This is a genomic window from Stenotrophomonas sp. PS02297, assembly GCF_029959705.1.
GTDB lineage: Bacteria > Pseudomonadota > Gammaproteobacteria > Xanthomonadales > Xanthomonadaceae > Stenotrophomonas > Stenotrophomonas nitritireducens.
Genome location: NZ_JASCOS010000019.1, coordinates 19453 through 33405, shown reverse-complemented (window position 1 = coordinate 33405; position 13953 = coordinate 19453). Strand labels below are relative to the sequence as shown.

Sequence of the window (13953 nt, the reverse complement as noted above, 5' to 3'; positions counted from 1 at the left end):
CCGGGCGCCGGCTGCGGCCGGCACCCGGGGCCATGCTCAGTCGAGCAGCGTCTTCTTCCAGAACTCGATCCCGGCCCAGAAGATGTAGTCGCGGTTCTCGCGCTTGTTGAAGCCGTGGCCTTCGTTGTGCGCCAGCACGTGCCAGGCTTCGCCGCCCTGCCCGCGCAGCGCCTTGACGATCTGCTCGGCCTCGGAGGCCGGCACCCGCGGATCGTTGCCGCCGGCGGCGACCATCAGCGGAATGCGGATCTTCCCGACATTGCGCAGCGGCGATATCTCCGCCAGCCTGGCGCGCTGCGCCGGGTCGCGCTCGTCGCCGTACTCGACCCGGCGCAGATCGCGGCGGTAGGCCTGGGTGTTCTCCAGGAAGGTGACGAAATCGGAGATGGCGACGGCGCAGCTGGCCGAACGCAGGCGGTCGCTGTAATGCACCGCCGAGGCGTAGCACATGTAGCCGCCATAGCTGAAGCCATAGACCGCGAAGCGCGCCGCATCCAGCCGCTGGTCGCCCGCCAGCGCGTCGATGAACGCACCCACGTCCTTGACCGAGTCCTCGCGCTTCCAGGGGCCGTTGTCCAGGTCCAGGAAGCGGGCGCCGTAACCGGAGGAACCGCGTACATTGGGCAGGAACAGGGCCACGCCCAGTTCGTTGACCAGGTAGTTGTCGGCCCCCAGGAAGCCCGGCCGGCTCTGCCCTTCCGGGCCGCCGTGGATGTCCATGATCAGCGGGCGCTTGCCGGGGAAACGGGAGGGATCGGGGCGGTACAGGAAGCCGGAGACCTTCTCGCCGTCGAAGCTGGTCACTTCCACCAGTTCCGGCTCACGGTTGCGCTCCAGGTCCAGGCCGCCGGCCTCGCTCCAGGTCCAGCGCTTGACCGCCAGCGTCTTCGGATCGACCGAATAGACGTCGCCCGGCACCCGCGCCGAGGACATGCTCAGGCCGATCTGGCCGGTCGCGGACAGCTGCAGCAGCCTGCCGAAACTCCAGTCCAGCACGCCATCGGGCAGCCCCTCGACGGTGCGCATCGCGCCGCCCGTGCCGTCGCCGATGCGCAGGCGCGAGACGCCGGCCTCGTTGATCGCGTAGGCGACCATGCCGTCGTCGGCGCTGACCACGTAGTCGGTGACGTCCCAGCGCGGCTCGCGACTGACCGCCCTGAACGCGCCATTGCGCGGATCGAGCTTGCCGAGGCGGACGAAATCCGAATCGCGGTTGGACAGCACCCAGATCTGGCCGTCGGCGGCATAGTGGGCATCGCCGTAGGACGCCACGCCCTTCTTCGGCGTCAGCACCCGCAGCCCGCCCTTGTCCAGGTCGATCTCGGCGACCACGGCGTGGTTGATCGAGATGCGGTTGATCGCCAGCGCCCTGCGTCCGTCGGCCGAGAAATCGGAGATGTTCCAGCCGCCGCCACTGACCTGCGCCACCATCCGGTCGCTGCCGGGCGTGCGCGGATCGAGCACGTACAGGTCCATGTCGGCGCCGTTGCGGCGCGAGGACGCATAGCCGAGCAGGCGGCCATCGCGGCTCCAGCTGCCGAACCAGTTGCGCGACTTGCCGTCGGTCAGCAGCTCCAGGGCTCCATTGTCCAGCCGGTACAACTGGTAGAACTCGTTGCCGCCGACGTCCTTCTGGATCACCAGCGGGCCGCCTCCCGGCGCCTGGCTGGCGAACGGCACCGGCTCGGCCTCGAAGCTGAGCTGGGTCCGCGCCGCGCCCGGGCCGGCCACCGTGTGCAGCTGGTCGGTGTTGCCGAAGCGGGTCTTGACCAGCGCGGTGCGGCCGGTGGCGTCCCAGCCGAGGAAACTGGCGCGGCGGAACTCCAGGTAGGGACGGGTATCGCGGGCGGTGGCCTCCGGGATCGGCGCGACGCCGTCGGCGGTCACCGCGCCGGGGATGGAGACGGCGGCCGCGGCGGTGTGGGCCGCCGCGACGAGCGCGGCGGCCAGGAGGGTGTTCAGTGCTCTTGCCATGTCTGTTCCTGTGCGTTGCGCGGATCGGCGATCAGAACTTCACCCGCACGCCGGCGGTGTAGTAGGCGCCCATGACGTCGTAGTACGGCGAGAACGTCGAGGCGATCGGCGCCTTCTTGTTGAAGACGTTGTTGGCGTTCGCATACAGCTCCACCTGCCCGGAGCGGCCCAGGCGGTAGGCGCCGCCGAGGTCGACGTAGGTGTAGCTGGCGATGTGGTTGTTGACGATGTTCTGGTTGCGGTCGTAGTCGCCGGCCGAGATGTAGCGCGCGCGCGCGTTGACCGAGAAGGCCTCGCTGTCGAACGCCACGCTGCTGACCGCACGCCACCTCGGCACGCCGAGGCCGAAGGCATAGCCCTGCGAACCGACGTACTCCATGCTCTTGACGCCGTCGTCGGTGCTCATGCGGTTGACCCAGGTCGCCAGGGTGCGGAAGCGCAGGCGCCCGGAGACGCCGAACAGGCTGGCGTCGCGGCGGTACGAGGCTTCCAGGTCCACGCCGTCGGTCTTGTACTGGGACAGGTTGGTGTAGCTGGAAACGATGCGGACGATGTTGCCGCCGGCGTCGCGTTCCACGCGCGCGCACAGCGCCGCGTTGCCGGCCGCGCAGCGGGCGAGGATGTCCTGCAGGCCGATCGTGGTGATCACGTCCTTGATGTCGATGTTGAAATAGTCGACCGAGAAATCCAGCCCTTCCACGCTCTTCGGCGACCAGCTCAGGCCGGCGGTCAGGGTATCGGCGGTTTCCGGCTTCAGGTCGGGGTTGCCGCCGCCGTTGCTCAATGCATAGACGGTCTGGTTGTTGGTCGGATCGGTGACATAGCTCCAGCCGGTCGTCGTCGTGGTGAACAGCTCGCTCAGGTTGGCCGAGCGGATGTCGCGCGAACGGGCGATGCGGCCACGGAAGCCGTCGAAGAACTCGTTGGTGAGGCCGAGTTTCCAGGACCAGATCGAGCCGGTGGTGTTGTAGTCGGAGATGCGCGCGGCGGCGCTCAGGGCCAGGTTGTTCAGGCCCGGCACGTCCTTGACCAGCGGCACCAGCACTTCGCCGAAGGCCTCCTTGACGTTGAAGGAGCCCTTCATGGCGCTGAAGTTGAACGACCGGAACGCCTTGGCCGCGTCCAGCTCGCCGACGCGCTGGTCGATCGCCTCGCGCCGCCCTTCCACGCCGAACGCCACCGAGACCGCGCCGGCCGGCAGCTCCCAAGGCTCGCCGCGCAGACTGGCGCCGAACACGTCCAGCGTGGTCTTGGCGCGCTGCTGCGGGGTACCGGTCACGTAGTCGATGGCCTCCTGCGCCGGAGCGCCTTCGCCGAACACGTTGATCGGCACGCAATGCACCGCCGGATTGCCCAGGCTGACGCGGCAGACCGGCTTGCCGGTGGCCGGGTCGATCACCGAATCGACCGCGTTGGCCCAGGCGTCGCGCAGGATGAACCCCGGGGTGTCGAAGTTGGCTTCGGCCTCGCCATGGCTGTAGTAGGCGCTCCAGCGCCAGTCGCCCGCGTAGCCGTCCAGCGCCAGGGTGGCCTGGGTGGTCCTGCGCTCGAAATCGATGTGCGGATAGTTGATGTCGTTGTTGAAGCGGCCGATGCGCAGCTTGGTCTCGCCGGCCTGCTGCATCGCCTCGCGGACGGACTGCGGCAGGAACGCATTGTCGATGCCGACGTCCAGATTGTTGCGGTTGTGGTCGCCGAACCAGATGTAGTTGTTGTACATCCGCGAATGCCGCACCTCGGCGGTCAGGCGCACGTCGTCGTTCAGATCGTAGCGGCCGCTGGCCAGCACCGAGTAGCGCTTCTGCGGCGCGCTCAACGGACTGTAGTCGTCGTTGGAAGGGCCCTCGCCGCCGCTCATCAGCGCGCCGACGACCTGGCCGTACTTGAAATCGCGCAGCGAACCGTCCGGATTGAAGGCCTTGCCCTTGAGCACCCCGGAGAGGATCAGGCCGCCGTAGCCTGCGTCGGAAAAGCCGACGTCGGGCATCAGCTGGTACTGGCCATTGCCGATGGACAGCGTCGACCAGCGGCCGGCGCGGTTGCGCGAACTGCGCGGCACGATGCCGTCGTTGTCGAGGAACTCGCCACCGACCAGGAAATGGCCGCGCCCGTCGGCGAAGTCGGTTCCCCAGGCGGCCTCGAAACGCTTTTCCTTCGCATCGTCGTAGGTCGACTGCCCGGCCTGTGCGCCGGCCTTGAAGCCGACGAAGTCGTGGTCGAGGCTGATATTGACCACGCCACCGACCGCTCCCGAACCCCACGCCGCGGAGGCGCCGCCGGTCACCACGTCGACGCTCTTGACGACGATCGACGGGATCGTGTTGAGGTCGTTGTCGCTGGAGATGCGGCGGCCATCCTGCAGCACCAGGGTGCGCGAGATGCCCAGGCCGCGCAGGTCGACCGGCGCGTTGCCGGCGCCGGTGTTGGAGCCGGTGGTCTGCGGCGAGCTGGTGGCGCGGAACTGCGGCAGGTCGTTGAGCGCCGCGCCGATGTTGGTGCGCGAATCCAGCTTCAACTCTTCGGCGGTGATGGGCAGGGTCGGCGTCGGCGCCACCAGGTCGGGGCGGTCGATGCGCGAGGCGGACACGCTGACCGCGGCGAGATCGCTGACCTTCCGGTCGCTGCCTTCGTCCTTGCTCTGGGCATGGACGCTGGCCGAGGCGGCCAATGTCGCCAGGACGCACAACGTCAGGGGATGAAGCGGGAGTGGCTTGCGCATGTGTTCGTTACTCGAATTCGCGATGGCTGGGGGACGCCCGGCTGGGGGCGCGCAGACAGTGCCAACTCGCAAACGAACAATGAGTACCGTCTACGGAAAGACGAATTTTCTTTCCGCTGAAACAAGAAACCACCAACGATCGAAGCGCCCGTGCAGCGACGCCAAAAGCACGCGGAAACGCTTGCTCCGCAAGGTGCCGCGCATTCCACGCGGCTCCGTATTCGAACCCCACCCTCTCGACCGCATTGTGGAATACATCACACTCGACAAGGACACGGCGAGCGGATCGTTTCTTCCGCAACCTCGCCGGCGTTGTGGATTCCGGCCCGGAACCGCGCCAGCCTTCCCGCTCGCGATAGGGGCGGAAAGGCTGGCCGCGACCGGCTCAGCGCCAGTTGTAGTTGAACGACACGCCGACGATGCGCGGCTCGTTATACACCGCCGCCATGTAGTTCTCGATCACACCCTTGAGGTTCTTCTCGTTGGTGATGTTGCGCGCGAATGCCGCCACTTCCCACGCACCATAGCCGCCGCTGTAGCCGATCCGCAGGCCGCCCTCGAAATTGCCCTTGGAATGGAATTCGTCGGTGCGGTACAGCACGAACTGGGTCTGGCCCTGCCTGTTCCAGTCGGTGGCGAAGAACACCGCGCCATCGTCGCCCACCGGGAGGTCGTAGCGCGCGGCGAGGTTGAGGTTGTACTTCGGCGCGTTCGGCAGCGGGTTGCCGTCGATCTGCGCGTAGACGTTGCTGCCGATCTTGATGGTCGGGTCCTTGACCGTGCACACGACCACGCCGTTGAGCGCGCAGACCTGCGCATATACGCGCTTGTCCTGGATCCTGCTGTGCAGCAGGCTCAGGCCGGCACTCAGCGAGAAGTTCGGGATCGGGCGCCAGTCCATGTCCGCCTCCAGGCCGTAGGCGCGCGCCTTGTCGGCGTTGAACAGCACGCCGTTGCCGTTGGAATCATTGCCGTTGAGCTGGATGTCGTCGACCGCGTAGGTGAAGCCGGTGACGTTCAGGCGCAGGCGGTTGTCGAACAGGCTGCTCTTGATGCCGGCTTCCCACGACAGGATGGTTTCCGAATCGGCGGTGGTGAAATCGGAATTGAACACCGCCGAACGGCCCTGGATGGTCGGCCCGCGGAAGCCGCGCGCCACGCGTGCGTAGACGCTCAGCGCCGGATTGACCTCGTACATGGCGCTCAGGTCCCAGCTGGGCTGGGTATCGGACATCGCCACGTCGCGGCGGCCCTTGTAGGTCACCACGCCTGCGGCGGTATCGGCGGTCTTGAGCAGGCGCGTGCTCTTCTCGTCCCGGGTCGCGCGCACGCCGGCGGTCAGGGTCAGCGCATCGCTGGCCTTCCAGCTCACCTGGCCGAAGCCGGCCCATGACGTGTTGATGTTGCGCAGGCGCACCCAGTTGTTCGGGTTGCGCGCCGCGCCCTGCAGGAACCAGGCGCGCTGGTAGAAATCGGTGGTGTCGCGTCCATCGAAATAGAAGGCGCCGACCTGCCAGGACCACGGATCGGTGGTGTTGCTGGCCAGGCGCAGCTCCTGGGTGAACTGACCCAGGTCGCGCACCTGCCCCATCGACTGGCCATAGCCGTTGGGCACGCCGTTGACCGGGAAGTCGGCCGCGGCGCCGCCATCGGTATCGCCGCGGCTATAACCGGAGGTGGTCTCGTAGGCGCTGATCGAGGTCAGCGTGGTCGCGCCGAAATCGTAGACCGCCTTGATCGAGCCGCCGTGGGTCCGGTACGCCTGCGGGTTGTTGTCGGCTTCGTCGTAGGCGACCTTGTCGCGCGCCACGTCGACCTTGTTCGAGCCCTTGTGCATCGCCCCGCGCAGGAACAGCGTGGAGGTGCCGTCGTAGTCGCGGGTATGCGCCGAGGCCAGCAGCGAGAACTGCTCGCTGGGCTTGAACAGCATCTGCAGGCGCAGGTTGCGGTCGTCGTAGCCGCCCATGGCGTTGTTCCTCGGGCTGACCGTGCCGTCGGCGCTGGGGCCGCTGTAGGTATTGTCCACCCAGTCGCCGCGGTGCTGGTACAGCGTGGATACGCGGAAGGACAGCACGTCGTTGATCGGCCCGCCGATGCCGCCGTCGATCGCCACGGTGTCGTGGCTGCCGTAGCTGGCGTTGACCCGGCCGCTGAACTCCCCGCCGGGCTTGACCGTGTCGAACTTGACGATGCCGGCGGTGGTGTTGCGGCCGAACAGAGAGCCCTGCGGGCCGCGCAGCACTTCCACCTGGTCCACGTCGTAGACCGGGTTGGACTTGAGCACCACATGCTCGAGCACGACGTCGTCCTGGATGATCGACACCGGCTGCGAAGCGCCCAGGTAAAAATCGATGTTGCCCAGGCCGCGGATGTAGAAGCGCGGGAAGATGCGGCCGGTGGTGGTCTCGGCGTAGAAGCCGGGCACCTTGCCGGACAGTGCCAGCAGGGTGTCGTCGCCGCCCTCGGTATAGGCGCGCATCGCCTCGCCCTGCACCACGCCCACCGACACCGGCACGTCCTGCAGGTTCTGCGCGCGGCGCTCGGCGGTCACGGTGATCGTGTCCAGCGCGGTGGCGGCGCTGCGCGCGGCCGGGTCGGCCGCCTCTTCCGCCATCGCCGCGGTGGCGCCCATCGACAGCACGAGCAGGGCGCAGGCCTGGGAAAGTGTGGAGCGACGCGGGAAGAAACGATGGGATGGGCTGCGGTCTACGGCACCGGAGCAGGAGCGGAGCTGCATGGAGTTCGCCTTGATGTTGGCGTGGGAGAAGCCCTCCGGCCGTGGCTGGCCCGATGGCGCGCGATTGAAGCGCGCAGAGCATGGGCAGCCAAGGTTGCAGCATGGTTTCAGCGCCGCGGGGCGATGGCCTCCGCGGCGCCGGGAAGGTCAGCCCTTGTCGGCTGGCGCTGCGGCCTTGTAGACCGGTTCGCCGTCGACCCAGGTGGACAGCACCTTCAGTTCGTCCAGGCGGCCAGCGTTCTCGTCGAGCGGATCGCGGTCGAAGATCACGAAGTCCGCGCGCATGCCGCTGCGCAGGCGGCCGACCTGGGCCTCGTCGTGCCCGGCATATGCGGCGTCGCTGGTGAAGCCGCGCAGGGCCTCGGCCGCGCTCAGGCGCTGCTCCGGCTGCCAGCCGCCCGGCGGCCGGCCATCGCGGTCCTGCCGGGTCACCGCCGCGTACAGACCCAGGCGCGGGTCGACCTGCTCGACCGGAAAGTCGGATCCCAGCGCAAGGTGCGCGCCACTGTGCAGGAACCGCTGCCAGGCATAGGCGCCCTTGATCCGCTCCGGCCCCACGCGCTGCTCGGCCCAGCCCATGTCCGAGGTGGCATGGGTGGGCTGCATCGAGGCGATCACGCCCAACCGGGCGAAACGCGGGATGTCCTCCAGCGTCACCACCTGCGCATGCTCCACGCGCCAGCGGTGGTCGTTGCCCTTGTGCGCGCCCAGGACCTTGTCGTAGGTGTCGAGCACGATGCGGTTGCCGCGGTCGCCGATCGCATGCGTGGCGACCTGCACCTTGCAGCCATCGGCCTTGCGCACGGCCACTTCGAAATCCTCCGGCGAGGTCATCAGCAGGCCGCGGTTGTGCGGATCATCGCTGTAGTCGGCAAGCAGGGCCGCGCCGCGGCTGCCCAGCGCGCCGTCCATGAACAGCTTCACGCCATGCATCTGCAGGCGCCCGCCCGGATGGGTGTACAGGCCGCTGGCGCACAGATCGTCGAGCGCGCCGTGGTTGCCGTCGGCGTAGGCATCGATGCGCAGCGGCAGCTTGCCCTGGTCGGCCAGCCGCTTCATCACCGCCAGGTCGCCGCGCGAAACGCCCATGTCGTGAACGCCGGTGAGCCCGTTGCTGAGCGCCAGCTGCACCGCGGCCTGCAGGCGCTTCTCGCGCACGGCCTCGTCCGGCGCCGGGATATGCGCGCCCACCAGCGACGCCGCACCGTCCACCAGCACGCCGGTCGGCTTGCCGGCGGCGTCGCGCAGGATGCGCCCGCCCTCGGGCTGCCAGTCGCCGGACAGCGGCTTGCCCGCCTTCTCCGCGATCCGCAGCGCGGCGCCGTTCACCCACCCGGCATGGCCGTCGATGCGCTCCAGGTACACCGGCCGCTCGGGAAACGCCGCGTCCAGATCGGCCGCCGTCGGGAAGGCGGTGTTGTCCCAGCGGTTCTGGTCCCAGCCCGCGCCGAGCAGCCATTCGCCCGGCGCCAGCGTCTTCTCGAAAGCCTTCAACCGCTCCACCACTTCGGCGCGGCTGCGCGCGCCGGTGAGGTCGGCCTGCGCCAGCGTGTCGCCAAGGCCGACCAGGTGCGCATGCGCATCGATCAGGCCCGGCACCACGGCGACCTTGCCCGCATCGATGCGCGCGGCCTGCGGATAACGCTGCAGCACCGCCGCGCGTTCGCCCACCGCGAGAAGGCGGCCGTTGTCCGTGTCCCACGCCAGCGCGCTGGCGGTGGGCTGCTGTGGATCACCCGTGCGGATGGTATCGGCGAGCAGCACCCGCACTTCGGCCGAGGCCGGTGCCGGATGCAGGCAGGGAAGCAGGACGGCGAGACAGGCGGCGGTACGGCGCATGCGGGAACACTCCTGGCCAACGGGAACGGCGACTATGCCGCCATCGGCCAGGCGTGACAACGAAACCGCGGAATCGATGTACCGCAATGCCGGCGCATGGCGACGGCACCGGGCACCACGCAGGATCAGTCGGCGCTGACGTCCACCCGCACCCGGATGCGTTCGCCCGGATGGTAGTCGCGACGGGTGTGGTATTCGCGGCCGCCGTACTCGTAGGTGACGTCGTAGCCGTCCACGCGCTCGCTCTCGTAACCGTAGCCATCACGGCCGTAACCCCCGCGCCCGGGCTCGCAGACGCGTACGTCCGAACGCCGGTAGACCGGACCGGTGTTCGCGTCGTAGATCGCACGCCCGGCGGCACCGCCGGCGACGGTGCCGATCGCCGTGCCCAGGTAGCGCCCATCGCCGCCACCGATGCGGCTGCCGATGATGGCGCCGGCCAGGCCGCCGATCACCGTCGCGACCTGGCGACCGCCATCGCTGCCCTGCCGGTAACCGCCTGCATATCGGTCGTCGCCGTAATCGCGGGTATCGCGACGCTCCTGCCGGTAGCCATCCGGCCCGTATGCGTAATCGCCATCGCTGCGCTCGTAGCAGCGCCCCTGGCGGTCGCCGCCATCGACGATGATCGGGTCCACGCGCACCACGCGCGCGTAGTCGTAGACCGGGCCGTTGTCGCCCGCGTAGTAGCGGTCATCGTCCTGGCGCCAGTCGCCGCTGGCCGGCGACGGACGATAGCGGCCGTCGTCGTAGCGCTGCGCCGAGGCGGAAAACGCCAGCAGGCAACCGAAGACCAGGACACCTGCAAGAGGCAATGATCGGGACATGGCGGCCGTACCGGCGGGTTGGAATGGACGGATGCTCGGGCGCGGCGCGTGAAACGCCCCTGAACCGGAACGCCGGGGCGGCACGGCCGCCGCCCCGGCCGTGGGATCAGGCGGAGAACTCGGTCTCCAGGCTGATCGGCACCGCGCTCAGCGCCTTCGATACCGGGCAGTTCTGCTTGGCATCGTCGGCCACCGCGCGGAACTTCACCTCGTCCATGCCCGGCACCACTGCCTTCACCTTCAGGCGGATCTGCGACAGCTGCGGACCGCCATCCATGGACAGGTCGACATCGGCGCGGGTGTCGAGCGAGCGTGGTGGGAAACCGGCCTCGGCCAGCTTCGCCGACAGCGCCATGGTGAAGCAGCCGGCATGCGCGGCGGCGATCAGTTCTTCCGGGTTGGTTCCCTTCTCGTCGCCGAAGCGGCTGGAAAAGGCGTAGCGCGTGTTCTCCATCAGCCCGCTCTGCGGCGTGCTCAGACGCCCCTGTCCGCTCTTGAGGTCGCCCTCCCAGTGCGCGGTGGCGTGGCGTGAAATACCCATGGCGTCTCTCCTGTGCATGCGTGGAAGGTCGCTCCAGCGTATGGCAGCGTTCGTTAGCGCCTTGTGCGCCGCAGCGGCACCGCGCACCGCGACCGCTCCCCGACGACACCGCCGTCCATGCCGCGCATCCGCGACGGACGCACCGGACCCCTGCTTTTCCCGCCTGTTTTGCCGCGGACGCCGCCTCATGCCCCGGCTGGAAAGCGGTTGGATGCAATTTTTATGGGGTTTTTGTGCTCCGCCCTATTGGCGATGCACCGCGCATGCCCTACATTTCGCTTGCCGACGGGGTCGGCATGACCAACAACCAACCGTTCACGGAACAGGAAATCATGGCAAAGACCGCTAAGAAGGCTGCCCCGAAGAAGGCAGCGAAGAAAGTCGCTACGAAGGCAGCCGCCAAGCCGGCCGCTCCCAAGCCGATCAAGGAAGCCCTGACCAAGTCGGGTCTGGTTGCGCACCTGGCCGAGGCGACCAGCGTCGCCGCCAAGGATGTCCGCTCCATCCTGGCCGCGCTGGAAGGCGCCGTCGCCGCATCGGTCAACAAGAAGGGCGCAGGCAGCTTCACCCTGCCGGGCCTGTTGAAGATCTCCACCGTGAGCGTGCCGGCCAAGCCGAAGCGCAAGGGCATCAACCCGTTCACCAAGGAAGAGCAGTGGTTCGCCGCCAAGCCGGCCTCCACCAAGATCAAGGTGCGCCCGCTCAAGAAGCTCAAGGACGCCGCGGTCTGATCCGCACGCCCTTGGACGAAAGAACGGGACGGCCATGCCGTCCCGTTTTTTTTGCGCCGCCCATGGCGCTCCCGCGGACCATCGATGTGCCCTGTCAAAACCGCTCCCGACGGCTTTCTGCGCGGCCTCCACGGCAGGCGGCGTTCTTCCAGGGGCAGTTCGTCCACCGGCCAGGGCGCAACCATCCGGGCTGCGACAATCCGTTGCCGGAATGGCTGCAATCCGTTTTCCAGCCACTGCAATGCATCCGCGGGAGCGCCCCCCGGGGTGAGGCATACGCCGAAGCCCCCCGGGCGTAGAGATCCACGAAAAGGAGCCCACTGTCTGCGCCGCAGCTCGTGGAACGCCCGAGCGGGGAAATCGCAGGAGCGGTTTCCAGCATTGCGACGCGACGCCCCACAGGGGTGCCGCCAGGAATGACGGGGGTAATGCGCTGGCGCTTCGCACTGGAACACAGCGTCATGGGCCGGCGCCTCGCCCGGGCCGCCTGCCGGGCCTATGGTGACGACCAAGCCACAGCCACCTCCCACGTCATGTCCAGCAGCAAGCACCGTTACCGCATCACCGTCACGCCGATCGAAGCCGATGGCCTGCAGTGCAGCGGCCGTTGCACCATCGAATTCGAACAGCGCAGTCCCCGCAACTGGATGCGCGAACTGGAAGGCGCACAGCGGCAGCGGCGCCTGTCCTGCAACGAGGATGCCGGCGTGGTGGTGGCCACCGGCCTGCTGGAGACGCTGGCCGCGGCAGCGCGCGAAGGCGACCACCCGCTGGCGGCGCTGCAGCCGGAGCTCGACGGCCTGATCGCCAAACTGCAGGCGCTGCGCGAAGCGCAGTAGGCGCGCTGGCGATGCTGTTCCGCTAACCGGCCATTCACCGCTTCCAGGTATCGTGCGTTGCTTCCGTCGCACTCTTCCCAGGCCGATACGATGAACTTCCTCTCCCTGCTGCTGCCCGCCGTCGCCTGCGTGGCCATGGCCACCAGTGCCCATGCATCGCCGCAGGTCAGCGGCCGCAAGCTCATGGTCGACGCAGCCGACGTGCAGCATTACCTGGATGGCAGCTTTCCGCGTTCGCAGAAGGCGCTCGGCGGGCTGCTCGCGCTGACGGTCAGCCAGCCGCGGCTGACGCTGCCGGCCGGCAACCGCCTGAACCTGCAGTTCGACCTGGCCATGGCCGCCGCCGGCGGTGCCCCGACGCAGGTGGGCAACGTGCAGCTCAGCAGCAGCCTGCGCTACGACGCGGCCACGCGCGGCTTCCACCTGGAACAACCAACCGTCGACGCCTTCCGCCCGGCGATGGCCGGTGCCGAGCTCGATTCCAGCACCCGCGGCCTGCTCAACAGCTGGCTGGCCGACTATGCGCGCCGCGAGCCGATCTACCGCATCGATCCGGCCATCGCCAACGTGATGGGCGCGCTGCAGGTGAAGTCGGTGGGCATCGAGAACGGCCGCATCGCGGTGGACTTCAACCAGGACCTCGGCCGGCTGGTGCCGCAGGGGCTGCTGGGAAACTGATCCAGCCGGCCGGAAGGCATTCGCGGCGGGGAGTCACTCCCTCAGAAGCCGGGATGGTCCGCAGCGCCGGCGGGGCTCCAGCGGACAAACCCCCGTGGAGCGTTGCCCGCGCTACGCGGTGACGGATCGCCGCGGTGCGCTGTAGCGCCGGGCAACGCCCGGCGGGGCCTTTGCCGGGAACGCTCCAGCGGGGCGTTGCCCCGCTCTACACGGGCAGGGTTCTGTAGCGCCGGGCAGCGCCCGGAGGGCTTTCCCGGTGAAGCTCCAGCGGGGCGTTGCCCCGCTCTACACGGGACAGGGTTCTGTAGCGCCGGGCAGCGCCCGGCGGGCTTTCCCGGTGAAGCTCCAGCGGGGCGTTGCCCCGCTCTACACGGGACAGGGTTCTGTAGCGCCGGGCAGCGCCCGGAGGGCTTTCCCGGTGAAGCTCCAGCGGGGCGTTGCCCCGCTCTACACGGGACAGGGTTCTGTAGCGCCGGGCAGCGCCCGGCGGGCTTTCCCGGTGAAGCTCCAGAGGGGCGTTGCCCCGCTCTACGCACGACACCGGAGAGAAGCTCAGCGCTTGGGCTGCAGCATGGTGCCGGTGCATTTGGGCGAACCGCAACGGCACTCCCAGATCTTCTTCAGGCGCGGGGTATGGCGCTCGGCCAGGGTGATGCCGTAGTTGTAGGTCAGTTCCTCGCCCGGCTTGATCGCGCGGATCGCCTCGATGAACACCTTGTCGGCGGTACGGTCGTCGCCTTCGGCCTCCTCGATCAGCGCTTCGCAGTTCGGGTCGCAGCTGTGGTTGATCCAGCGCGCGTCGTTGCCCTTGTGGTTGGCATCGATGACGTAGTCGTCGTTCAGCGTGAACAGGAAGGTGTGGCCGCTTTCCACGTCGCCCGCATCGTCGGCGTCCACCTCGGCATGGGTCCGGCGCAGGCCCTTGTACTCGATGACGCGCTCGCCCTTGGCGATGGCCGCCAGCGCGAACACGCCATTGCCGTGGATGGTGGATTTGCGCGCCTGGATCTTCTTGGGCATGTACATGACCGGGAAACGATGAGGAAGGGGGATTCTCGCGCAGTCGCG

At 68.3% G+C, this 13953-nt stretch carries 10 protein-coding genes; 3 read left to right on the top strand and 7 right to left on the bottom strand.

Annotation, left to right across the window (positions count from 1 at the left end; genetic code table 11):
* Window positions 1-36 precede the first annotated feature (36 nt).
* From QMX80_RS06535 to QMX80_RS06510, 6 genes are all read right to left on the bottom strand, one after another.
* Window positions 37-1974 (bottom strand): prolyl oligopeptidase family serine peptidase, encoded by a 1938-nt coding sequence (locus QMX80_RS06535; protein WP_282276009.1) that lies wholly within the window; start codon window positions 1972-1974, stop codon window positions 37-39.
* A gap of 31 nt (window positions 1975-2005) precedes the next feature.
* A complete protein-coding gene (locus QMX80_RS06530) occupies window positions 2006-4693 on the bottom strand; it encodes a TonB-dependent receptor (protein ID WP_282276008.1) in 2688 nt (895 codons plus the stop codon).
* Window positions 4694-5078: 385 nt separating this feature from the next.
* Window positions 5079-7430: a TonB-dependent receptor gene (locus QMX80_RS06525; RefSeq protein WP_282276007.1), complete on the bottom strand. Its 2352-nt coding sequence runs from the start codon at window positions 7428-7430 to the stop codon at window positions 5079-5081.
* 147 nt (window positions 7431-7577) lie between these two features.
* Window positions 7578-9269, bottom strand: a complete 1692-nt coding sequence (locus QMX80_RS06520) for an amidohydrolase (protein ID WP_282276006.1) — start codon at window positions 9267-9269, stop codon at window positions 7578-7580.
* A gap of 125 nt (window positions 9270-9394) precedes the next feature.
* Entirely contained in the window at window positions 9395-10096 is a 702-nt protein-coding gene (locus tag QMX80_RS06515) for a glycine zipper 2TM domain-containing protein (protein ID WP_282276005.1), read from the bottom strand.
* A gap of 106 nt (window positions 10097-10202) precedes the next feature.
* On the bottom strand, window positions 10203-10637 hold the full coding sequence (locus tag QMX80_RS06510; protein WP_055771259.1) for an OsmC family protein: 435 nt from the start codon (window positions 10635-10637) through the stop codon (window positions 10203-10205).
* A gap of 332 nt (window positions 10638-10969) precedes the next feature.
* Between QMX80_RS06510 and QMX80_RS06505 the strand changes: the two genes are divergently transcribed.
* The 3 genes from QMX80_RS06505 to QMX80_RS06495 all read left to right on the top strand — a co-directional run bounded on the left by QMX80_RS06505 (window position 10970) and on the right by QMX80_RS06495 (window position 12885).
* Complete coding sequence (locus QMX80_RS06505; protein WP_055771902.1) at window positions 10970-11368, top strand: HU family DNA-binding protein; 399 nt, start codon at window positions 10970-10972, stop codon at window positions 11366-11368.
* A gap of 533 nt (window positions 11369-11901) precedes the next feature.
* Window positions 11902-12207 (top strand): DUF3861 family protein, encoded by a 306-nt coding sequence (locus tag QMX80_RS06500; RefSeq protein ID WP_055771905.1) that lies wholly within the window; start codon window positions 11902-11904, stop codon window positions 12205-12207.
* 90 nt (window positions 12208-12297) lie between these two features.
* Window positions 12298-12885: a DUF1439 domain-containing protein gene (locus QMX80_RS06495; protein ID WP_282276004.1), complete on the top strand. Its 588-nt coding sequence runs from the start codon at window positions 12298-12300 to the stop codon at window positions 12883-12885.
* A gap of 552 nt (window positions 12886-13437) precedes the next feature.
* On the opposite strand, the gene QMX80_RS06490 is transcribed toward QMX80_RS06495, so the two are convergent.
* Complete coding sequence (locus QMX80_RS06490) at window positions 13438-13905, bottom strand: SET domain-containing protein-lysine N-methyltransferase (RefSeq protein ID WP_055771908.1); 468 nt, start codon at window positions 13903-13905, stop codon at window positions 13438-13440.
* Window positions 13906-13953 lie beyond the last annotated feature (48 nt).

What these genes read in the sequence shown, in the direction of transcription:
- QMX80_RS06535 (WP_282276009.1), bottom strand. Translation starts at nt 1,974, where the DNA reads ATGGCAAGAGCACTGAACACCCTCCTGGCCGCCGCGCTCGTCGCGGCG.
- QMX80_RS06530 (WP_282276008.1), bottom strand. Translation starts at nt 4,693, where the DNA reads ATGCGCAAGCCACTCCCGCTTCATCCCCTGACGTTGTGCGTCCTGGCG.
- QMX80_RS06525 (WP_282276007.1), bottom strand. Translation starts at nt 7,430, where the DNA reads ATGCAGCTCCGCTCCTGCTCCGGTGCCGTAGACCGCAGCCCATCCCAT.
- QMX80_RS06520 (WP_282276006.1), bottom strand. Translation starts at nt 9,269, where the DNA reads ATGCGCCGTACCGCCGCCTGTCTCGCCGTCCTGCTTCCCTGCCTGCAT.
- QMX80_RS06515 (WP_282276005.1), bottom strand. Translation starts at nt 10,096, where the DNA reads ATGTCCCGATCATTGCCTCTTGCAGGTGTCCTGGTCTTCGGTTGCCTG.
- QMX80_RS06510 (WP_055771259.1), bottom strand. Translation starts at nt 10,637, where the DNA reads ATGGGTATTTCACGCCACGCCACCGCGCACTGGGAGGGCGACCTCAAG.
- QMX80_RS06505 (WP_055771902.1), top strand. Translation starts at nt 10,970, where the DNA reads ATGGCAAAGACCGCTAAGAAGGCTGCCCCGAAGAAGGCAGCGAAGAAA.
- QMX80_RS06500 (WP_055771905.1), top strand. Translation starts at nt 11,902, where the DNA reads ATGTCCAGCAGCAAGCACCGTTACCGCATCACCGTCACGCCGATCGAA.
- QMX80_RS06495 (WP_282276004.1), top strand. Translation starts at nt 12,298, where the DNA reads ATGAACTTCCTCTCCCTGCTGCTGCCCGCCGTCGCCTGCGTGGCCATG.
- QMX80_RS06490 (WP_055771908.1), bottom strand. Translation starts at nt 13,905, where the DNA reads ATGCCCAAGAAGATCCAGGCGCGCAAATCCACCATCCACGGCAATGGC.